Source organism: Mesorhizobium shonense, assembly GCF_040545255.1.
Taxonomy (GTDB): Bacteria; Pseudomonadota; Alphaproteobacteria; order Rhizobiales; family Rhizobiaceae; genus Mesorhizobium; species Mesorhizobium shonense.
The window spans coordinates 151,672-171,458 of record NZ_JBEPLM010000010.1 but is presented as its reverse complement, the minus strand read 5'-3'; the positions used below and the strand labels follow the sequence as shown (position 1 = coordinate 171,458).

Sequence of the window (19,787 nt, the reverse complement as noted above, 5' to 3'; positions counted from 1 at the left end):
AAATGATCGGAATTGCGAGCAGCATTGAAAGGCGCAGCGGCGTGTCGCTGTGGCGCCAGATCGCCGACAAGATATTGCAGGGGATCGCGAGCGGCGATTTCGCCGAGAACGCGGCGCTGCCGCCCGAGGTCGCGCTGGCGGAACGCTACGGCGTCAATCGCCATACGGTGCGCAGCGCCATTGCAGCCCTGGTGCAGGACGGCGTGCTCAAGGCCGAGCAGGGGCGCGGCACCTTCGTCTTATCGCGCAAGCGGCTGTCCTATCCGATCGGCGCCCGCACACGCTTTTCGACCGGGCTGCAGGGACAGACGACCGAGCGCCACATCGCTCTGTTGTCGTCCTCGACCGAGCCGGCCAACCGGCGCATCGCCGAGGCGCTCGGGATCGCCAGGGGGGCAGCGGTGATCCGGCTGGAAACGCGCGGCGAGGCCGACGGGCATCCGGTGTCGCGGGCGACGACCTGGTTCGACGCCAAGCGCTTCGCCGGCATCGAGGCCGCGATGGCGGAGACGGGATCGATCACCGCCTCGCTCAAGCGCTTCGGCATCAACGACTATCTGAGGCACTCGACGGTGTTGTCGGCCCGTCATGCCGATGCCGACGATCTTGCCGCACTGGATTTGCAGCCTGGCGCCATCGTGCTGGTGGCGGTTGCGGTCAACGTCACGCTCGACGGCCAGCCGATCCAGTTCGCGGAGTCGCGCTTTCCCGCGGAGCGGGTGGAACTCAGGCTTTCGGCGAACGATTAGCCTTCGACGTCGTCATCCGGGGCGTAGCAGGAGCGAAGCTCCGTCGCGGAGATCCCTTGGATAAAGACGATTAAGAAAGGTACTGTGACGCCGCGTTCTTTCACACCCCCCTCTGTCCTGCCGGACATCTCCCCTGCAAGGGGGGAGATTGGCAGCTTAAGCGCCGCGCCCTTCTTCGACGTCGACAATTGGCGAAAGCCGCGCAACATCCGATCTCCCCCCTTGCGGAGGAGATGTCCGGCAGGACAGAGGGGGTGCTGTCCCGCCAGCGTTTCGGAGTGCTGCGCTGCTGAGGCGTTCTGAAGTCATAGGGTCCCAGAGTCTTCGCCCCTTGCTTCACCCTAGGACGACTCCCTTGGCGTTTTCCGCCAATCGCCGACGCAAGCCGACCTGCGAACCAGCGTCTCACCCAACCTCGATAACCGCCTTGATCAATCCCGACTTCTCATGCGCCCATCGCGCGAGATCGCGCGGCGTTCCGGCGAGCGTCGTGCGATGCGTGACGAGTTTCCCGAGCGGCACCGCACCATTGCGGATCGAGGCGGCGACGTGGTCGAAATCGGCACGGAGCGCATTGCGGCTGCCGACCAGCGTCATCTCGCGTTTGTGGAACTCGGGATCGGAGAAGGTGATGTCGTCCTTGACGACGCTGACCAGCACCAGCGTGCCGCCATGTGCGACATGGGCGAAGGCCGACTCTACCGACTGCGTGTTGCCGGCGGCGTCGAAGACCAGGTCGAAGCCTTCGCCGCTCGTCGCCTCCCGTACCAGGTCGGTCGCTGGTGCTTTCGAACCGTCGAGCGCGGCAAAGCCGAGCGCGCCTTCTGCGAAACCGAGCCGTTCCGTGCTCATGTCGAGCAGGCTGACGTTAAACCCGGCAATGCGCGCGAAGATCGCTGTACCGAGTCCGATCGGACCGGCGCCGATGACCAGCGTGCGCGCGCCTTGCGCACCAAGCGAACGCCGAACGGCGTGCGCGCCGATCGCCAGGAATTCGACCGCGGCCGCATCGGCCAGCGTCAGGCCGTTTGCCGGGTAAAGATTCTCGGCCGGCACCAGGATCTCGTCGCACATGGCGCCGTCGCGGTGTACGCCAAGCACCTCGATCCTGACGCAGCAGTTCGGCTTGTCGTGCCGGCAGGCGATGCATTTGCCGCAGGCGAGATAGGGATTGATGATCACCGGCTCGCCGACGGGAAGGTCGACGCCTTCACCGCTTTCCACGACTGTGCCCGAAACCTCGTGGCCCATGATGCGCGGATAGGCGAGGAAAGGGTGCTTGCCTTCGAAGATGTGGTAGTCGGTGCCGCAGATGCCGACATGGCTGACCGCCACCCGCGCCCAGCCGGGCGGCGGCGCGCCGGGCGCGGCGCGGTCTTCGAGAACAAGGTCGCCGGGCGAGCGGCAGACGACGGCTTTCATGCGCTGATCCAGTATTCAAGAGAGCGCCGGCCCATCGGTCGATCAGGCCGGCGCGTCATTTCAGGGACTATTTGCCGCGACGGCGCAGGCCGTCGAAGTAGACGATGACGATGATCAAGACACCGGTGATGACGCGCTGCCAGAAGGTGTTGACGTTGAGCAGGTTGGCGCCGTTGTTGATCGTGGAAAGGATGAAGGAGCCGATCAGCGGACCGTGCACCGAGCCGATGGCGCCGAACAGCGAGGTGCCGCCGATCACCGACGAGGCGATGGCCTGCAGTTCATAGGTGTCGCCCTGCGTCGGATTGCCGATACCGATGCGGGACGCCAAGAGCACGCCGACGAAGGCCGCCAGCAGGCCCGACAGGATATAGGCCATGAAGATGGTGCGCGGCACGTTGACGCCGGACAGGCGCGCGGCCTCGGCGTTGGAGCCGACCGAGAACAAATAGCGGCCCCAGCGCGTGTGGTGCAGGAAAACGTAGGACGGTATCGCGACCAGGATCACCATCCAGAAGAGGTAGGGGATGCCGAGCAGCGAACCGCGCGAGAAGGCCTGGAACGAATCGCTGTTGATCGAGATCGAGTTGCCGTTGGTCATCAGGAGACCGATGCCGCGCAGCGACGTCATGGTGGCCAAAGTGATGATGAAGGGCGGCAGGCCCATCTTGACGATGCCGAAACCGTGGAAGAGGCCGATGGCGACGCCGACCAGCAGGGTGATCAGCACAGCCGCCCAGATCGGCCAGCCGGCGTTGATCAGTAGCGCGACGACGACTGTAGTGAAACCGACCACGGCACCGACGGAAAGGTCGATGCCGCCGGTGATGATGACGAAGGTCTGGCCGACGGCGAGGATGGCGATCAGCGAGCCCTGGCGCAGAAGATTGGTGATGTTGAGCGCCGTGGCGAAGGAAGGCGTGGCGAGAGCCAGCACGATCCACATCAGCAGCAAAAGGCCAAGCAGCGTCAGCCCGAACAAGGCATTGAAATTGCGCTTGGGTTTTTCGGCGGGGATCGCCTCGGTGCTCATTTTTGTCCTCCCGACTTTTCTTGTTTCTCGGCCAGCGCCTGACCCAAAATGTCCTCGTGGCTGGCGGTGCGGAAACCATGCGTGGCGACCAGCTTGCCGCGCCGGAACACATGCAGCGTGTCGGCGAGCTCATAGACTTCCGGCAGATAGGACGAGATCAGGATGATGCCGGCGCCCTTGGACAAAAGCGTCGAGAACAGGCGGTAGATCTCGGCCTTGGTGCCGACATCGACGCCCACCGTCGGCTCGTCGAAGATGAACAGCTTGGCGCCATGCGCCAGCCATTTGCCGATGACGATCTTCTGCTGGTTGCCGCCCGACAGGCTGGAGGCCAGCGCGTTGCGCGTCGGCGTCTTGATCCTGAGATCGGCGATCTGGCGGTCGGCTTCGGCCTTCTCGCGTGCGCCGGAGATCAGAAGATTGCTCGATATGCGCTTGTAGATCGGCAGGTTGAGGTTCATGCCGACCGGCAGGTTGAGGCAAAGGCCCTGGTCGCGGCGGCTTTCCGGCGCCAGCGCCATACCGAGCCTTATAGCGTCATGCTCGGAATTGACCTGCACCTCCTTGCCTTGCCAAAAAATCTGGCCGGCCGACTTCTTGTGACGGCCGTAGAGCGTGGTGACGAACTCGCTGCGGCCGGCGCCGATCAGGCCGTAAAGGCCGACGATCTCGCCGGCGCGGACGATCACCGAAACGTTCTCGAAACCCTTGCCCGAGAGGTTCCTCGTCTCGACGATCGTCGCGCCCGGCGTGAAATGCTCCTTGTGATAGATCTGCTCGATCGAGCGGTTGATCATCAGCTTGACCAGTTCCGGCTCGTTGGTCTCGGCGATCTTCCGGGTGCCGACGAGGGTGCCGTCGCGCAGCACCGAAACGCGGTCGGCAAGCTCGAAGACCTCCTCCATGCGGTGGCTGATATAGATGATGGTGACGCCTTCGCCCTTCAGCCGGCGGATCAGCTTGAAGAGCTGGTCGGCTTCCTTGCGGGTGAGGTAGGCGGTCGGCTCGTCGAAGATCAGGAACTTGGTGCCGCGCACCGTGGCGCGGGCTGCGGCGATCAGCTGCTGCTGGCCGATGGTGAGGTCGCCGAGCATGACATGCGCCGGCAGGTCGAAGCCCAGCCCGTCGATGATCTTCTGCGCTTCCTTCACCATGGCGCGCTGCTGCAGCAGGCCGAAGCGCGAATTCTCCTCGCCGAGGAACATGTTGGCGGCGACGGTGAGGTGGCGACAGAGCACGACCTCCTGATGGACGGCATTGATGCCGAGAGCCATCGCCTCATGCGGCGTGGCCAGCGCTTCCGCCTTGCCTTCCCAGATCACCTCGCCGGAGGTACGCGGCATGACGCCGGTCAAAAGTTTGATGAGCGTCGATTTACCGGCGCCGTTCTCGCCGACGATGGCGTGGATCTCGGCTGCCTTGAAGGCAAGGTCCACCGGCTTCAGCGCATGCGTGCCGGGATAGCGCTTTTCGAGCCCTTTGAGTTCCAGGATCGTCCGGCCGGGCTCCAGCGTTGGTGCGGGGTGCAGTTCCTGAGCCGTCGACGTCATGACAGTCCTCCCAGATCGATCTCAACCGTTGGGTACGCAGCGATGCGTCTGGCGCGCATTTTGTTGGCGGAGCCTAAAGCTAGTTTACGCAATTCCGTACGGAAAACCGCTACACACTTTTCCTGGAATTGCGCAGGGCAAGCCGACGAATTTCCAAACCGCTTGCGGTGGATGTTTCCGGGGCGGCGAGGCCCCGGAAACGATTGTCGCGATGCCGCTCAGTTGAGCTTCGGGTTGAGCAGCGCGTCGATCTTCGCATCCTTCATGTTGTCCTTGGTGACGAGGTTGGCGCCGGTGTCGACATTGGCCTCGACCTTCTCGCCCTTCGAGGCGGCTAAAGCGGTCTTGATGCCGTCGTAACCCATCCGGTACGGATCCTGGACGACGAGGCCGGAGATGACGCCGTCGTTGAGGAACTTGATCAGCTTCTCGTCGCTGTCGAAGCCGATCAGCGCCACCTTGCCGGCAAGGCTGTTCTCGGCGATCGCCTGGCCGACGCCCTGCGCCATGATCAGGTTCGAGGCGAAGATGCCCTTGAGGTCCGGATTGGCGGTGATCAGGTCGGTCGCGATGTTGAGGCCGGTCGTGGCCTGGCCATCGGCATATTTGTCGGCGACGAGCTCGAGGCCGGGATATTTCGCCTTGAGCTCTTCCTTGAACCCTTGCGCGCGCTGCTCGAGCGAGCCGGCGCCAGGCAGCGCGGTGATCAGCGCAACCTTGCCCTCGACCTTGCCGCCATTGGCCGCGCCGATCGCTGCCGCCAGACCTCGAGCCGCGACGCGGCCGCCCTCGACATTGTCGGTGGTGAGGAAGGAGGTGAAGGCCTTGGATTCGGCGCTGGAGTCGATGCCGATGACCTTGACCTTGGAAGCTGCCTCGTCGATCGGCTTGCCGAGCGCCTTGGCTTCCGTCGGTGCGATCACGACCGCGGCGGGATTGCCGGCGACGGCGTTCTCGAGGATCGAGATCTGGCCGTTGACATCGGTCTCAGCCTGGGCGCCGAGCTCCGGCACGTTGATGCCGAGGTCCTTGCCGGCCTTGCGCGCGCCGGCCAGCACGATCTGCCAGTAGAAGGAGGTGGTGTCCTTGACGATGATCGGGATGGTCACGTCGGCCGCCGAGGCGGGTGCCGAATGCATCGCGCCGGCGAGCATCGAGGCGGCGGCGAGCGCCACAAAGGCGCGGCGGTTGAGAAGGCTGGTCACAAATTTCATTAGGTTCCTCCCTAAGGTCGCCTGGTGAAGGTTCGGAAGCTCCATCTGGACAGGCGCGAGCCAAACAGAACTTTATCAATAAAAAACATTTGCCGCCTTTTGATAGTGCATCGGTCCGGCCGATGCAAGCGGTGTCTGATGCCTTTTGCGTGGTGCGGGCCGGCGCGTCCGGCTTTACCGGCTCCTCCTATGCGGCACCCAGATGCTTCCGATCCTCCCTTCCAATATGGAATGTTAATTCCACAATTATGTCAATATGGAATATTCATTCCGATTCGGGAAATCGCACGATTGTGAAGCCGACACATGGCCAACAAGCACGTAGCCGTCGGCATCTCAACCGAGCTGCTGGACGACCGTGTAAGGGTCGTATTTGGCGAACTCAGCCGCTGGCACCTCGATGTCGAGCAGTTCGAGGTTGCGCGTCAGATTGGCGGGCTTGGCCGTGCCGGTCAGCACCGAGGCGACGACCGGCTCATGCAGCGGAAACTGGAACGCGGCCGCGGCCAGCGGATAGCCGCCTTCTCCGGCGATCCTTTCCATCGCGCCGACCCTGTCGAGGATATCCTTGCTCGCCGGCAGATAATCGAAATGCGCGCCGTGCACCGGGCCTGTCGCCAATATGCCCGAGTTGAAGACACCGCCGATGATCAGCGATGTCTGCCGCTCGCGGCAGAGCGGCAGCAGTTCGGCCTCGGCGCTGCGGTCGAGCAGCGAATAGCGGCTGGCGAGCAGGATGCAGTCGAGCGGCGCGCGGCGGAGCACGTCGAGGCAGATTTGCACCTCGTTGACGCCGAGGCCGTAGGCCGAGATCGTGCCGGATGACTTCAGTTCTTCCAGCGCCTTCAGTCCGCCATCCATGAGCTGGCGGAAATGGATTTTCGTCGCCTCGACGCCATGCGTGTAGACGCCGATGTCGTGGACGAACAGGATGTCTATTCTGTTGAGGCCGAGCCGCGCGTAGGAAAAATCCACCGAGCGCATGATGCCGTCATAGGAATAGTCGTAGTCGAGCGCGAAGGGCAGCGGATCGACATAGGAGTGATCGGGAACCTGGTCCTCCGGCACCGGCCGGAACAGGCGCCCGACCTTGGTCGAGAGCACATAAGACGAGCGCGGCTTCTCGCGCAGGAAGTCGCCGGTCCGGCGCTCCGACAGGCCGAAGCCGTAGAAGGGCGCGGTGTCGAAATAGCGCAGGCCGCCGTCCCAGGCCGTCTGCAGCGTTTCCATCGCGGGTTCGCGCGGACAGGCGCGATAAAGCCCGCCGATCGCTGCGCCGCCGAAGCTGATTTCGGTCACTTCGAGCGCAGTGGTGCCGATCCGGCGTTTGTTCATCAAAGCCTCCCCTTGCCGTTCGCCCGGCCGATGTTTTGAAATACTTAGAGCGTTGCGCCGAGGTGCCAGGGCACGAACTCGTTATCGCCGTAGCCGAACGCCTCGCTCTTGGTCTTGCGGCCGGACGCCGTCTCGATGATCAGCTCGAAGATCTCGCGGCCCATGCCGGCGATGGTCTTCTCGCCCGAGGCGATGACGCCGCAATTGACGTCCATGTCCTCCTCCATCTGGTGGTACATGGTCGAGTTGGTGGCGACCTTGATCGACGGCGTCGGCCGGCAGCCGAAGCAGGAGCCGCGGCCGGTGGTGAAGACGATGACGTTGGCGCCGCCGGCGACCTGGCCAGTGGCCGAGACCGGGTCGTAGCCGGGCGTGTCCATGAACACCAGGCCGCTGCCGCTGACCTTCTCGGCATAGCCGAAGACGCCGTTGAGCGGCGTCTGGCCGCCCTTCGCTACCGCGCCCAGCGACTTCTCCAGGATCGTGGTCAGGCCGCCGCGCTTGTTGCCGGGCGAGGGGTTGTTGTCGATCGAGGCGCCGTGCTTGGCGGTATGGTCCTCCCACCACTTGACATAGCTGTCGAGCTTGGCGGCGATCTCGGGCGAGGCAGCGCGGTAGGCGAGCAGATGCTCGGCGCCGTAAATCTCGGTGGTCTCGGACAGGATGCCGATGCCGCCGACGCCGGCGAGGATGTCGACCGCGGCACCCAGCGCCGGGTTGGCGGTGATGCCGGACATGCCGTCCGAGCCGCCGCATTGCAGGCCGACGACGATCTCGCTGACCGGGATCGGCTCGCGCTGCAATTGGCCCACTTCCTCGGCGATCTCCGCCAGCACGCCCATCGCCTTCTCGACGGATTTTCGCGAGCCGCCGGCTTCCTGGATATTGAAGTGGCGTTTTCCCGCCGCGACGCCTTTCTGGCCGTAAAGCGTGAGCTGGTTGACCTCGCAGCCCAGCCCCACCATCAGCACGCCGCCGAAATTCGGGTGGCGCGCATAGCCGGCGAGCGTGCGATGCAGAACCATCATGCCGTCGCCGGTGGCGCTCATGCCGCAGCCTTGGCCGTGCACGATCGGCACGAAGCCGTCGATGCCGGGATATTTGGGCAAAAGCGTGCGGTTGGCCTCGTCGGCGATGGCATGGCAGACGGTGGACGAGCAATTGACGCTGGCGACAATGCCGATGAAGTTGCGCGTTCCCGCGCGGCCGTCGGCGCGGCGATAGCCCATGAAGGTGCGCTTGCGGTCGGCCTCGGTGGCATGCTCGGCCGCGCTCGGCGGCACCACCGGCAAGCGCCCGCTCTCGAACACCAGATTGTGCGAGTGGACATGCTCGCCCGGCGCGATGTCCTGCGTTGCGCGGCCGATTGCCTGCGCATATTTCACCACCGCTTCGCCGGCCGCGATCGGCTTGATCGCCACCTTGTGGCCGGGGTCTATCGCTGCCACGGCAACCGCGCCGCCGGGCAAGGCCGTGCCGATCTCGATGCGGCCATTGGCGACCGCGACATTGTCGGCGGGGGAAAGAAGGATGGTTTTTGCGGCGTTCACGGGCGGCTGTCCTGGGTAGTCCTGGGAATGTGGGCGGATTGACATGCGCCCGTTTGAGGATAATGTCTTTTATCGTGAAAAAACATTTTTGCGTCAATTGTTTTTTCACCGCGAGCGGCGCGCGTTCTTTCGGTGCGCAATTGCTCGTTCGGCAAGCCGGCGAAAGCCGTTCCGCTTTTCGGAGGCTTGCGCTAGGAACACCGATCATATCACGCTTCCGGCGGGCCGCCGCAAGCGTTGGGGATACGGGGCATGTCGAAGAGCAACAATGTCTACAAGGACGCCTTCAACCGCGGCTTGCGGCTGCTCGACGAAACCAAGAGCCTGCCGTCGGAGCCGGAGCTTGGGACGCTGCTCGGCGTCAGCCGCACCACGGTGCGCAGCATCCTTTCGCGCATGGAGGAGACCGGGCTGATCGACTGGAACAAGCGCAACAAGACCGTGCTGCGGGCGCCGAAGCCGGAAGATTTCTTTCCCGAGGAAGAGACCGATTCGCTGGCCGAAATCATCGAGCGCTCCTTCATGCGCCGGCTGCTTGCCGAAGGCGCCGAAGCCGGCATGCAGCTCAACGAGCTGGAGCTGGCGCGCGAGATCGGCGTCGGCACCACCAGCGTGCGCGAATTCCTGATCCGCTTCTCGCGCTTCGGCCTGATCGAAAAGCGACGCAACAGCCACTGGGTGCTAAAGGGCTTCACCCGCGCTTTCGCGCTGGAGCTGACCGAAATCCGCGAAATGTTCGAGCTGCGCTCGGCTGCCGCTTTCGTCGCGCTGCCGGAAGAGAGCGCGGTCTGGGCCGATCTCGACAGGCTGGAGGAGGAGCACCGCCAACTGGCCGGCGAGATCGCCACCCGCTTCAACGAATTCTCCGAGCTCGACGAGCGCTTCCACCGGCTGATCCACCGCGCCTCGCACAACCGCTTCATCGTCGATTTCTACGATGTGATCGCGATGATCTTCCATTACCACTACCAGTGGAACAAGGCGCAGGAACGTGAGCGCAACGAGGTCGCGGTCCAGGAGCATCTGGCCTATATCGCGGCGCTGAAATCGCGCGATCCCGGCAAAGTGGATGCCGCTTGCCGAAAGCATCTGAAGTCGGCGCGCCAAACGCTGCTGAGCTCCATTCCGGAAGGGCGGCAGGTGCAGCCGGCCTGATGCGGCACATCGCGCCGCGTTGCCGCAGGATGGTTTTGCCGATTTTCCGGTTGCTGTCCCCATGCTAGGGTCGGTTGAGTTGCTTGGAAGAGGCAGTCTGTTGGATATCCGGCTGAGACGATGGAGCATGCCAGCCGCGTTCGTCGCGGCGCTGCTGCTGTTGGTTCAGTCGGCGCTCGGCGCTTTCGCCTTTGGCGGGCCGTCGCAGCTCGATGCCTTCGGCAACATCATCTGCACCCATGAAGGGGCGGTCAAATTCCCCGGCGGCGACCCGCACCAGCAGAATCTTCCGGCCTGCTGTTCGTCTGGCTGCCCTATGGTTTCACCGGCGCATTTTCCGCCGCCGGACTCTAGCCCGCTGGTCCGAGCGGAGCTGTTGGAGGCCGTCGCCTTCCCGGCGCCGGCGTTCAGGCACTTGGACTTTGCCCGCACCCGCTCTCCGGCCAATCCGCGCGCGCCGCCGGCAATAGTCTGACTGTCCGATCCGCGGAACTTTTCGCGGGCGCATTCATCCAAGATCAGACTGCTCGCGACCGGACGCCGGCGCGACCTCGTAGCCATGGAGCAACCATGTCCAATCTTCTTCCTGCAGCGCGTGCGCACGCTCATCACGGCATGCCTTCACGCAGCTTCGAACACTTGAGTCTTGCCGTGTTCGTCCTCCTTCTCCTCTTAGCTAGCGTTCCCAGCGCCCTGGCGCATGAATTCAAGGCCGGCGACCTGGAAATCGGGCACCCGTGGTCGCGCGCGACGCCGCCCGGCGCCAAGGTGGCCGGCGGCTATTTCACGGTCACCAACAAGGGCAGCGCGCCCGACCGGCTGCTGTCGATTTCCTCCGAGGTCTCCGACAAGGCCGAACTGCATGAGATGGGCGTCAAGGACGGCGTCATGACCATGCGGCCGGTCAGCGGCGGGCTGGAAATTCCGGCCGGCGGCAAGGTCGAGCTGAAGCCCGGCGGCTACCACCTGATGTTCGTCGGCCTCAAGCGGCAGCCCAAGCAGGGCGAGAAATTCCCGGCCACTTTGACCTTCGAGAAGGCCGGCAGCGTCACCGTTGAGTTCGCCGTCGAAGGCATGGGCGAAATGGGCGGCATGGACGATCACGCCGAGTGAATCCGCCATCCGCCAATTCGAAATCAGAGGGACAATTCATGAAAAAGTATCTTTTGGCGGTGGGCGCGCTTTGCGCGCTTGGCACCAATGCCGCGCTCGCTCACATTACGCTCGAAACCCAGGAAGCGGCCGTCGGCTCGACCTACAAGGCAATCTTGCGCGTACCGCATGGCTGTGAAGGCAAGGCGACGACAGCGGTGCGGGTGCAGATCCCGGAAGGCGTCATTTCGGTGAAGCCGATGCCGAAGCCCGGCTGGACGCTGCAGACCAAGAAGGGCAGATACGAAAAGTCGTACCAGCTCTATGGCGAGACGCTGACCACCGGCGTCAAGGAGGTCGACTGGAGCGGCGGCAATTTGCCTGACGACTTCTATGACGAGTTCGTCTTCCGCGCTTCGCTGGCGGCCGATCTGCCGGCCGGCCAGATGCTCTATTTCCCGGTGGTGCAGGAATGCGGCGATGCTGCCGTTCGTTGGATCGAAATTCCGGCGGCGGGCCAGGATGAGGATGCTCTGGAAAATCCGGCGCCCGGCATCAAATTGCTGCCGAAGAAATGATCTCTTGATGGCGCGTCCCATTCGGGCGCGCCATCGCTTCTCGAAAGACCGCATGAACGCAGCAATTTTCCCCGCCCGCCTGAGCGGCACCCGCATCAACCCTGTCACCAGTAGCCTGGTGGCGGCCTTCGTGCTGATCGCGCTGCTGGTCTTGCCTTGCCGCGCCTTCGCGCATGCGGCCCTGGTCGCAACCGATCCGGCCGACGGCACGGTGCTGATGCAGAGTCCTACGCATTTCTCGCTGACCTTCAGCGAGCCGGTCTCGCCATTGGTCCTCACTCTCGTGCGGCCGGACGGCACGCGGCTTGCGCTGACCTCATTCCGTCTCACGGAACGGACCGTCGAGATCGATAATCCCGAGACGCTCAAATCGGGCACGCATGTGCTGAGCTGGCGGGTGATTTCGGAGGACGGCCATCCGGTCGGCGGTTCGGCGCTGTTTTCCGTCGGCGCGCCAACCGCGGCGCCTGTCGCCGGTGAAACCGTCGACTGGTCGCTGCGCACGATGATCTGGATCGGAAAGTTCTTCCTCTATGCCGGCCTCTTTCTCGGCGTCGGCGGCGCCTTCTCTCTCGCCTGGCTCGCCGAATACCGCCGCTGCGGCCAGCGCTTCGTCATCGGCGCTCTGCTCTGCGGGCTGGCCGCCGCCCCGTTTTCGCTTGGCTTGCAGGGACTGGACTCGCTCGGCGCGCCGCTCGTCCGGTTCGCGGCGCCGGTCGTCTGGCAGACCGCGATTGAAACCAGCTTCAGTTGGACCGTGCTGGTTGGCTTGATCGCGCTTGGGCTGGCATTGCTGTCCCTTGTCGCACCGGGGGCTTCTCGCAAGCTGCTTGCGCTGGCAGGACTTGTCGGCGTGGGCTTAGCGCTTGCCGCCAGCGGACATGCAAGTGCGGCCGAGCCGCAATGGCTGATGCGGCCTTTGGTGTTCCTGCACGGCACAGCCATTGCCTTTTGGACGGGCGCGCTGGCGCCGCTCGGCCTCGTTTTGCGACACCAGCCGGCTGAAGCGAAGGTTTTCCTGCGCCGGTTCTCGCGCACGATTCTGCCCGTCGTTGCCGTGCTTGCCGCAAGCGGTATCGTGATGTCGGTTATCCAGGTGCGGGACCCGGCGGCGCTGATCAACACCGCCTATGGCCGCCTGCTGCTGTTGAAACTGGCCTTGCTGTTGTTCCTGTTCACGCTGGCCTCCGTCAACCGGTGGACGCTAACCGCCCCAGCCGAGGCGGGTGACACCGAGGTGCAGCGGCGGCTGGTGCGTTCGATCGGCATCGAGATGCTGATCGCGCTCGCCGTCTTCGGCGTCGCCGCCGGCTGGCGCTTCACGCCGCCGCCGCGCGCGCTGGCGATCGCCGCGGCGCAGCCGGTGTCGGTCCACATCCACACGCTGAAGGCGATGGCCGATCTCAGCATCACGCCCGGCCATGCAGGACAGGTCGAGGCTTCGATCGTCGTGATGACCGGCGATTTCGGTCCGCTCGATGCCAAGCAGGTGACGCTGGTGCTGTCGAAGCCGGATTCCGGCATCGAACCGATCAAGCGGCCGGCGATAAAGCCGGGCGACGGCACCTGGCGCGTCGACAATCTGGTCATCCCGATATCCGGTCGATGGAACGCTCGCCTCGACATTCTGGTCTCCGACTTCGAGATGGTGAAGATAGAGGCGCCAATTGATATCAGAGCCCAGTGACCTAGACCGAGACACAATTCGGCGAGGCGGTTGACGCCGCGGCGAAGGCTCGTCAATCATCGCCTGCAAATCGACGGCCTCAACAAAAGCATTCGAAAGCAGGGAAGAAACGATGGAAAAAGCCGAAATCGGCCTGATCGGCCTTGGCACGATGGGCTCCAACCTGGCGCTCAACATCGCCGAGCACGGGCACCGCATCGCCGTCTTCAACCGGACGCCATCGCGCACCGACGCCTTCGTCGAGAGCGCCGGAGCGCTGAAGGACATGGTCGTTCCCTGCTACAGCCTGGAGCAACTGGCTGCGGCGATCCGGCCGCCGAGGCCGATCATCATCATGGTGCTGGCCGGCAAGCCGGTCGACGAGCAGATCGCGGCGCTGCGCGGGGTGCTCTCCGACAACGACATCGTCATCGATGCCGGCAACGCCAATTTCCGCGACACGATGCGGCGCTTCTCCGAACTCTCCGGCTCGGGCCTGACCTTCATCGGCATGGGCGTGTCGGGCGGCGAGGAGGGCGCGCGTCATGGACCGTCGATCATGGTCGGCGGCACCGAAGACTCCTGGAAGCGCGTCGAGAAGGTGCTGACGGCGATCTCCGCCAAGTTCAAGGACGAGCCCTGCGCCGCCTGGCTCGGCACCGACGGCGCCGGCCATTTCGTCAAGACCATCCATAACGGCATCGAATATGCCGACATGCAGATGATCGCCGAGATATACGGCATCCTGCGCGACGGCCTGGACATGGGGCCGAAGGAGATCGGCAAGGTCTTCGAGGACTGGAACAAGGGCCGGCTCAACTCCTACCTGATCGAGATCACCGCCAAGGTCCTGGCCGCCGACGACCCCAAGACCGGCAAGCCGGTGGTCGACATCATCCTCGACCGCGCCGGTCAGAAAGGCACCGGCAAATGGTCGGTCATCGAGGCGCAACAGCTTGGCATTCCGGCAACAGCCATCGAGGCCGCGGTGGCGGCTCGCGTGCTGTCGTCGATCAAGGACGAGCGGCAGGCGGCGGAAAAGGCCTATGGCAATATCGGCGTCGGGAAGATTTCCGGCGACAAGGCGACGCTGCTGAAGGATCTGGAATTGGCGCTGTTCGCCGGCAAGATCGCCGCCTACGCGCAAGGCTTCGCGGTGATGAGCGGCGCCTCGAAGGAGTTCAACTGGAACCTGCCGATGCCGACCATCGCCAAGATCTGGCGCGCCGGCTGCATCATCCGCTCGCAGATGCTGGACACGATGGCGGAGGCTTTCGGGTCAGGCGGCGCCTCCACCAACCTTCTGATGGCGCCGGCCTTCATCGCCATGATGAAGGAAGCGCACCCGTCGCTGCGACGCATCGTAGCGAGGGCCTCCGAGGCCGGCTCGCCGGTGCCGGCGCTGTCCTCCGCGCTCGCCTATTTCGACAGCTACCGCCAGGGCCGGGGCACCTCGAACCTGATCCAGGCGCAGCGCGATTTCTTCGGCGCGCACGGCTTCGAGCGCATCGGCGAGCAGGGGGCGTTCCATGGGCCTTGGGGCAGCGGCGCGGGCGGGTGAGACGCGCCGCCGCTCACGCGGAACGTCTATTTCAGATATCCGATAATCAGCCGGGCAGCCTCATCGATGAGCGCTTCGGCCGCTTCATCCGATAGCTTTTCAGAGCTGTGCAGCACCGCGGTATGGGCCAGCGCTTCGATCGAAGTCACGCACACGAAGGCCGCAAGCCCAGGGTCGGCCACGCGTAGCTCGTCGCTGTGGCTTTCGAGATAGCTCTTGAAGAGGGCATGGGCTTCGCGATTGAAGGCCTCCACGTTTTCAAGGCGTCCGGTGCGCGGAACTTGCTCGGCAAGGACACGGTGCAGCTTGGGGTCGATGCGATGCGCCTCGATCGCGACGGCGATAAGCCTGCGCGCCGCCCGCTCGACCGGCTGCGAGGCGACCTCCGCGAACGCCCGCCGCACAACCTGCATGATGTCCTGGTTGTGACGATCGATGACGGCGGCAACGAGCGCTTCCTTGGACGGGTAATACTGGTAAAGCGAGCCGACGCTCACGCCGGCCTCTGCGGCGATCCGGTTGGTGCTGGCTTTGTCGAAACCCTCCCGGATCAAAATGCGAGCAGTCGCCTCGACGAGCGCGTCCACCGTCGCGCGCGACCGCTCCTGAGAGGCGCTTTTCCTTGGGTTCGTGAGCGGCTTAGGCGGCATGTTCCTGTCGATTCCGATGCGAGTAGACAATTGTGAGCTATCGCTCGCATTATGTCCACCAATGCTCTAACGATGCGGATGACGACAGATGCTCTATGAAGTTGTTTTGGGACTCCATGCATACGCCATGTGCGCCGCGTTGCTGTTGTTCGTGGTGAATGAATTTCTGCTAATTCCTGCCCGAAGAGGGCAGCCAGGGCCGGCCAGAATGGCCTTCTTCGCCGGTCGCTTTGCGGGGCTTCTGGTAGGCCCCGGTGTGCTTGCTGGCATCGTCCTTGTGTTTCTTGGCGGCTGGTCCCTGCTGACGCCGTGGCTGATGGCGTCGCTTGCGCTAGTCGCTGCCTTGATGGCGGTCGAGCACAAGCTCGTGCGCCCATGGGCGACGCAAGCTCAAACAGCACTTCGCGGCGCCGTCTCAGCCGTCGAGGTCAAAGCCTTTGCCGGCGACAAACGCGCGCTGGTTGGACGCCTGACCATGATCACGCTCTTTGCGCTTATTGTCGCCTTGATGACCGCGAAGCCCGAACTGAACCCCTTTGCATGAGGATCGCCGTCGCGAAAGGCGCCGCGTCACTGGCCTTCCGAATGCCGGTAGGCCTGGACCTCGCCCGGCGTGCTGAGCGACTGCAGCGAGCCGGGCGCGGCGCCGCCGATCCAGCCGAGCACCGCGCGGGCGAGCTCGGAGCCGGCGAGCCGGAAATTCTCGTTGACGACCAGCAGCTCCCGGCGGAACAGGTGCAGCAGTTCCGACGACTGTTTCGACACCACGTCGACGTCGCGGCCGAGCTTCAGGCCGGCGTCCTCAATGCCGGCGACGACGGCGAGCGTCGCGGCGGCGGCGCTCGAGACGATGCCGTCCGGGCGGTTCTCGCGTCGCATCAATTGCGCGGTCCGCATTCTGATCTGCTCGATCGTGTGGTCGATGGAAACGGTGTTGAACGGCACTTCGCTGGCGCCGACCTCGCTCAGCGCATCGGCAAAGCCGTTCACCGTATGACCGTAATAGGTGAGGCCGACCGGGGGCGTCACCAAAGCGAGGCGTCGACGGCCCATGCCGACAAGGTGGCGCACCGCCTCGCCGGCGAAGGCGTAGTTGTCGAAGTCATGATAGGGATGCACGAGCCCCATGTCGGTGCGGCCATGCGTGGCGAAGGGAATGCCGCGCTCCAGCATATAGCGCGCCCTGGGGTCGTTGGGCTGGGTGCGTGAAATGATGACGCCGTCGGCGGAGCCGGTCTCGACCAGATAGCGCACCGGATCCAGCGGATCCTGCGAGCGCGAATAGGGCGTGACGATCAGATGATAGGGCGTGTCGGCGATCACCTCCGTGACGCCATAGATGATGTCCGAGACAAAGCTCATGATCTCGTGCTCGGTGTTCAGCACAAGGCTGATGACGTTGGTCTTGCCGGTCCTGAGCCTGACGCCCGCACGGTTCGGCCGGTAGCCGATCTGCTTGGCGACGAGCTGCACGCGGCGCCTGGTCTCGGCGCCGATCTCGGGCGCATCCTTCAGCGCGCGCGAGACGGTCGTGACGCCCAGCCCGGTCATGAAGGCAAGCGTCTTCAGCGTCGGCCGTTCCTTGGCCGACGTCTCGTCGTCCTTCTCGGTAGCTCGTCTATCCATTCGTCCCGCCCATCCGGCGCATAGCAGCCGCGAGGCCTACCGGCAATCGTGCGCGTTGACATTTCGCGGCTTTCAGCCCGTGACACGGTTCAATATACTGAAACGTTACAGATTGCCAACGCCTGAGGCCGGAAGGCAAACCGCGATCCTCGCGGTCAACGCTGACGAAGTCGGTCCAAGGCTACTGGAATCGCAAAGAAATCTCAGTTTCTTGCAGCTTTTGGCGCTATTCGGTCAAGCTGCGCATGTTTGGGCCCTCCCAGGAGAAGGATTTTGTTCGCGTCTCGAAAAAATCTTGGACCAAGTTCATTCGAGGGGTTGCCTATGCCGGCCATTTGCCGTATCGAAAATCTGTAACGTTTCAGATTCTGGGAGGAACCGAAATGAAATACAAATTCCTGACTGCCGCGTTCGCCGCGACGGTCGCGCTGAACTTCGCCGGACCGGCTTCCGCGACCGACCTCGAAGTCACCCATTGGTGGACTTCGGGCGGCGAGGCGGCGGCGGTGGCTGAACTTGCCAAGGCCTTCGACGCGACCGGCAATCACTGGGTCGACGGCGCCATCGCCGGCTCCGGCGGCACGGCGCGGCCGATCATGATCAGCCGCATCACCGGCGGCGATCCGATGGGCGCCACCCAGTTCAACCACGGCCGGCAGGCGGAGGAACTCGTCCAGGCCGGCCTGATGCGCGACCTCACCGACATCGCCACCAAGGGCAAATGGACCGAAGTCGTGCGACCGAAGAGCCTGCTCGATTCTTGCACCATCGACGGCAAGATCTATTGCGTGCCGGTCAATATCCATTCCTGGCAGTGGCTCTGGCTGTCGAACGAAGCCTTCCAGAAGGCCGGCGTGCCGATGCCTAAGGACTGGAACGAATTCGTGGCGGCCGCTCCGGCGCTGGAAAAGGCCGGCATCATCCCGTTGGCCGTCGGCGGACAGCCTTGGCAGGCATCGGGCGCCTTCGACGTGCTGCTCGCCGCGGTCGGCGGCACCGACGCCTTCCTCAAGGTCTACAAGGAAAAGGACGCCAAATTCGCTGGCGGTCCCGAGATCGCCAAGGTGTTCAAGGCGGCCGACGACGCCCGCAAGATGGCCAAGAACACCAATGTGCAGGACTGGAACCAGGCGACCAATCTCGTCATCACCGGCAAGGCCGGCGGACAGATCATGGGCGACTGGGCGCAGGGCGAGTTCCAGGTCGCCGGCAAGACCGCCGGCAAGGACTATAGCTGCCTGCCGGGCCTCGGCCTGAATGAGGTCATCGCCACCGGCGGCGACGCCTTCTACTTCCCGCTGCTCAAGGACGCCGACAAGTCCAAGGCGCAGGAAGTTCTGGCCGAGACACTGCTCGATCCGAAGACCCAGGTCGCCTTCAATCTCAAGAAGGGCTCGCTGCCGGTGCGCGGCGACGTCGACCTCGACACGGCGAACGACTGCATGAAGAAGGGTCTCGCCATCCTCGCCAAGGGCGCCGTCATCCCGTGGACGGACCAGTTGCTCTCGCAGGACAGCCAGAAGCAGAAGGAGGATCTGTTCTCCGAATTCTTCGCCAAGCCCGACATGAGCCTCGAAGAGGCGCAGAAGCGCTTCGCCGACATCATCGCTTCGGCCGACTGATCGACGGCGCCCCCGCCAGCTCCCGGCCCCTGCCTATCCGGGGTCGGGAGCATGATGTCCTCATTGTCCCAGCCCGGCTGCCGAGATGAGCAACAGCGAACGCCCCAACCAGATTTTCCGCAACCTCAACGCCAAGGTCGCATCGATCCCGATGATCCTGACCGCGCTGGTGGTCTTCGTCGGCGGCACGGCCTGGACGGTGCTCTATTCCTTCACCAATTCGAAGCTGCTGCCGCGGCTGAACTTCGTCGGGGTCGACCAGTATTACCGGCTGTGGGCGACTCCGCGCTGGCTGGTGTCGATCGAGAACCTGTTGATCTACGGCGTGATCTCGCTGGTGTTCTCGCTGGTCATCGGCTTCGTGCTTGCGGCACTCCTCGACCAGAAGATCCGCTTCGAGGACACGTTTCGCACCATCTTCCTCTACCCGTTCGCGCTGTCCTTCATCGTCACCGGGCTGGTCTGGCAGTGGCTGCTCAATCCGGATTTCGGCATCCAGCGCGTCGTGCGCGATCTCGGCTGGGAAAGTTTCAGCTTCGACCCGCTCTACAATTCCAGCATCGTCATCTACGGCATTTCGATCGCTGCTCTGTGGCAAGGCACGGGGCTCATCATGTGCCTGATGCTTGCCGGCCTGCGCGGCATCGACGAAGACATCTGGAAGGCCGCCAGGGTCGACGGCATACCGATGTGGAAGACCTATCTCTTCATCGTCATCCCGATGATGCGGCCGGTCTTCATCACCACGCTGGTGATCATCGCCGCCGGCATCGTCAAGGTCTATGACCTGGTCGTCGCCCAGACCAGCGGCGGACCGGGCATCGCTTCCGAAGTGCCGGCAAAATACGTCTACGACTACATGTTCTTCGCCCAGAATCTTGGTCAGGGTTTTGCTGCCTCGACCATGATGCTGCTCTCGGTGGTGATCGTCATCGTGCCGTGGGCCTATCTCGAATTCGGAGGCAAGAAGCGTGGCTGAGATTG

18 protein-coding genes are annotated in these 19,787 nt (G+C 63.9%); 10 read left to right on the top strand and 8 right to left on the bottom strand.

What is annotated here, in order from left to right; genetic code table 11:
* The first annotated feature begins 2 nt into the window (after positions 1-2).
* Positions 3-749, top strand: coding sequence for a phosphonate metabolism transcriptional regulator PhnF (phnF, locus tag ABID26_RS24295; protein ID WP_126097825.1), 747 nt, complete (start codon positions 3-5; stop codon positions 747-749).
* 405 nt (positions 750-1,154) lie between these two features.
* Here the strand turns inward: phnF and ABID26_RS24290 are convergent, their stop codons facing one another.
* From ABID26_RS24290 to ABID26_RS24265, 6 genes are all read right to left on the bottom strand, one after another.
* Positions 1,155-2,171: a zinc-binding alcohol dehydrogenase family protein gene (locus tag ABID26_RS24290; RefSeq protein ID WP_292342813.1), complete on the bottom strand. Its 1,017-nt coding sequence runs from the start codon at positions 2,169-2,171 to the stop codon at positions 1,155-1,157.
* A gap of 67 nt (positions 2,172-2,238) precedes the next feature.
* The gene (locus tag ABID26_RS24285) at positions 2,239-3,204 is read right to left on the bottom strand and encodes an ABC transporter permease (protein WP_126097827.1); all 966 of its coding nucleotides are present in this window, start codon (positions 3,202-3,204) and stop codon (positions 2,239-2,241) included.
* Positions 3,201-4,754, bottom strand: a complete 1,554-nt coding sequence (locus ABID26_RS24280) for a sugar ABC transporter ATP-binding protein (protein ID WP_292341232.1) — start codon at positions 4,752-4,754, stop codon at positions 3,201-3,203. Before ABID26_RS24280 ends, ABID26_RS24285 begins: the two co-directional genes overlap by 4 nt.
* A gap of 218 nt (positions 4,755-4,972) precedes the next feature.
* Complete coding sequence (locus ABID26_RS24275) at positions 4,973-5,968, bottom strand: ABC transporter substrate-binding protein (protein ID WP_292302290.1); 996 nt, start codon at positions 5,966-5,968, stop codon at positions 4,973-4,975.
* 336 nt (positions 5,969-6,304) lie between these two features.
* Positions 6,305-7,303 carry an aldo/keto reductase gene (locus ABID26_RS24270; RefSeq protein ID WP_292302288.1) on the bottom strand — a complete coding sequence of 333 codons (999 nt, stop codon included), beginning with the start codon at positions 7,301-7,303 and terminating at the stop codon, positions 6,305-6,307.
* Between the two features lie 44 nt (positions 7,304-7,347).
* Positions 7,348-8,898, bottom strand: coding sequence for a UxaA family hydrolase (locus tag ABID26_RS24265; RefSeq protein WP_435528606.1), 1,551 nt, complete (start codon positions 8,896-8,898; stop codon positions 7,348-7,350).
* A gap of 207 nt (positions 8,899-9,105) precedes the next feature.
* Here ABID26_RS24265 and ABID26_RS24260 point away from each other — a divergent pair, with 207 nt between their 5' ends.
* The 6 genes from ABID26_RS24260 (at position 9,106) to gndA (ending at position 14,905) form a co-directional block, all read left to right on the top strand.
* The gene (locus tag ABID26_RS24260) at positions 9,106-10,008 is read left to right on the top strand and encodes a GntR family transcriptional regulator (RefSeq protein WP_292302284.1); all 903 of its coding nucleotides are present in this window, start codon (positions 9,106-9,108) and stop codon (positions 10,006-10,008) included.
* A 127-nt stretch (positions 10,009-10,135) separates the two neighbouring features.
* Complete coding sequence (locus ABID26_RS24255) at positions 10,136-10,483, top strand: hypothetical protein (protein WP_292302282.1); 348 nt, start codon at positions 10,136-10,138, stop codon at positions 10,481-10,483.
* Between the two features lie 95 nt (positions 10,484-10,578).
* Positions 10,579-11,121 (top strand): copper chaperone PCu(A)C, encoded by a 543-nt coding sequence (locus ABID26_RS24250; RefSeq protein WP_435528605.1) that lies wholly within the window; start codon positions 10,579-10,581, stop codon positions 11,119-11,121.
* A gap of 38 nt (positions 11,122-11,159) precedes the next feature.
* Complete coding sequence (locus ABID26_RS24245) at positions 11,160-11,678, top strand: YcnI family copper-binding membrane protein (protein ID WP_292302280.1); 519 nt, start codon at positions 11,160-11,162, stop codon at positions 11,676-11,678.
* A gap of 52 nt (positions 11,679-11,730) precedes the next feature.
* The gene (locus ABID26_RS24240) at positions 11,731-13,365 is read left to right on the top strand and encodes a copper resistance CopC/CopD family protein (protein WP_292302278.1); all 1,635 of its coding nucleotides are present in this window, start codon (positions 11,731-11,733) and stop codon (positions 13,363-13,365) included.
* Between the two features lie 112 nt (positions 13,366-13,477).
* Positions 13,478-14,905, top strand: a complete 1,428-nt coding sequence (gene gndA, locus ABID26_RS24235) for an NADP-dependent phosphogluconate dehydrogenase (RefSeq protein WP_292302276.1) — start codon at positions 13,478-13,480, stop codon at positions 14,903-14,905.
* A gap of 26 nt (positions 14,906-14,931) precedes the next feature.
* Here the strand turns inward: gndA and ABID26_RS24230 are convergent, their stop codons facing one another.
* Entirely contained in the window at positions 14,932-15,492 is a 561-nt protein-coding gene (locus ABID26_RS24230; protein ID WP_292302274.1) for a TetR/AcrR family transcriptional regulator, read from the bottom strand.
* Positions 15,493-15,643: 151 nt separating this feature from the next.
* Here ABID26_RS24230 and ABID26_RS24225 point away from each other — a divergent pair, with 151 nt between their 5' ends.
* Positions 15,644-16,099 carry a DUF2269 family protein gene (locus ABID26_RS24225; RefSeq protein ID WP_292302272.1) on the top strand — a complete coding sequence of 152 codons (456 nt, stop codon included), beginning with the start codon at positions 15,644-15,646 and terminating at the stop codon, positions 16,097-16,099.
* Positions 16,100-16,125: 26 nt separating this feature from the next.
* On the opposite strand, the gene ABID26_RS24220 is transcribed toward ABID26_RS24225, so the two are convergent.
* Complete coding sequence (locus tag ABID26_RS24220; RefSeq protein WP_292302270.1) at positions 16,126-17,181, bottom strand: LacI family transcriptional regulator; 1,056 nt, start codon at positions 17,179-17,181, stop codon at positions 16,126-16,128.
* 383 nt (positions 17,182-17,564) lie between these two features.
* Between ABID26_RS24220 and ABID26_RS24215 the strand changes: the two genes are divergently transcribed.
* Both ABID26_RS24215 and ABID26_RS24210 read left to right on the top strand, forming a co-directional pair.
* Positions 17,565-18,803, top strand: coding sequence for an ABC transporter substrate-binding protein (locus ABID26_RS24215; protein WP_292302268.1), 1,239 nt, complete (start codon positions 17,565-17,567; stop codon positions 18,801-18,803).
* A gap of 85 nt (positions 18,804-18,888) precedes the next feature.
* Positions 18,889-19,782: a carbohydrate ABC transporter permease gene (locus tag ABID26_RS24210; protein ID WP_292302266.1), complete on the top strand. Its 894-nt coding sequence runs from the start codon at positions 18,889-18,891 to the stop codon at positions 19,780-19,782.
* Positions 19,783-19,787: the final 5 nt, after the last annotated feature.

What these genes read in the sequence shown, in the direction of transcription:
- gndA (WP_292302276.1), top strand. Translation starts at nt 13,478, where the DNA reads ATGGAAAAAGCCGAAATCGGCCTGATCGGCCTTGGCACGATGGGCTCC.
- ABID26_RS24265 (WP_435528606.1), bottom strand. Translation starts at nt 8,898, where the DNA reads ATGTCAATCCGCCCACATTCCCAGGACTACCCAGGACAGCCGCCCGTG.
- ABID26_RS24245 (WP_292302280.1), top strand. Translation starts at nt 11,160, where the DNA reads ATGAAAAAGTATCTTTTGGCGGTGGGCGCGCTTTGCGCGCTTGGCACC.
- ABID26_RS24260 (WP_292302284.1), top strand. Translation starts at nt 9,106, where the DNA reads ATGTCGAAGAGCAACAATGTCTACAAGGACGCCTTCAACCGCGGCTTG.
- ABID26_RS24290 (WP_292342813.1), bottom strand. Translation starts at nt 2,171, where the DNA reads ATGAAAGCCGTCGTCTGCCGCTCGCCCGGCGACCTTGTTCTCGAAGAC.
- ABID26_RS24275 (WP_292302290.1), bottom strand. Translation starts at nt 5,968, where the DNA reads ATGAAATTTGTGACCAGCCTTCTCAACCGCCGCGCCTTTGTGGCGCTC.
- ABID26_RS24285 (WP_126097827.1), bottom strand. Translation starts at nt 3,204, where the DNA reads ATGAGCACCGAGGCGATCCCCGCCGAAAAACCCAAGCGCAATTTCAAT.
- ABID26_RS24270 (WP_292302288.1), bottom strand. Translation starts at nt 7,303, where the DNA reads ATGAACAAACGCCGGATCGGCACCACTGCGCTCGAAGTGACCGAAATC.
- phnF (WP_126097825.1), top strand. Translation starts at nt 3, where the DNA reads ATGATCGGAATTGCGAGCAGCATTGAAAGGCGCAGCGGCGTGTCGCTG.
- ABID26_RS24250 (WP_435528605.1), top strand. Translation starts at nt 10,579, where the DNA reads ATGTCCAATCTTCTTCCTGCAGCGCGTGCGCACGCTCATCACGGCATG.
- ABID26_RS24210 (WP_292302266.1), top strand. Translation starts at nt 18,889, where the DNA reads ATGAGCAACAGCGAACGCCCCAACCAGATTTTCCGCAACCTCAACGCC.
- ABID26_RS24220 (WP_292302270.1), bottom strand. Translation starts at nt 17,181, where the DNA reads ATGGATAGACGAGCTACCGAGAAGGACGACGAGACGTCGGCCAAGGAA.
- ABID26_RS24280 (WP_292341232.1), bottom strand. Translation starts at nt 4,754, where the DNA reads ATGACGTCGACGGCTCAGGAACTGCACCCCGCACCAACGCTGGAGCCC.
- ABID26_RS24225 (WP_292302272.1), top strand. Translation starts at nt 15,644, where the DNA reads ATGCTCTATGAAGTTGTTTTGGGACTCCATGCATACGCCATGTGCGCC.
- ABID26_RS24255 (WP_292302282.1), top strand. Translation starts at nt 10,136, where the DNA reads ATGCCAGCCGCGTTCGTCGCGGCGCTGCTGCTGTTGGTTCAGTCGGCG.
- ABID26_RS24240 (WP_292302278.1), top strand. Translation starts at nt 11,731, where the DNA reads ATGAACGCAGCAATTTTCCCCGCCCGCCTGAGCGGCACCCGCATCAAC.
- ABID26_RS24215 (WP_292302268.1), top strand. Translation starts at nt 17,565, where the DNA reads ATGAAATACAAATTCCTGACTGCCGCGTTCGCCGCGACGGTCGCGCTG.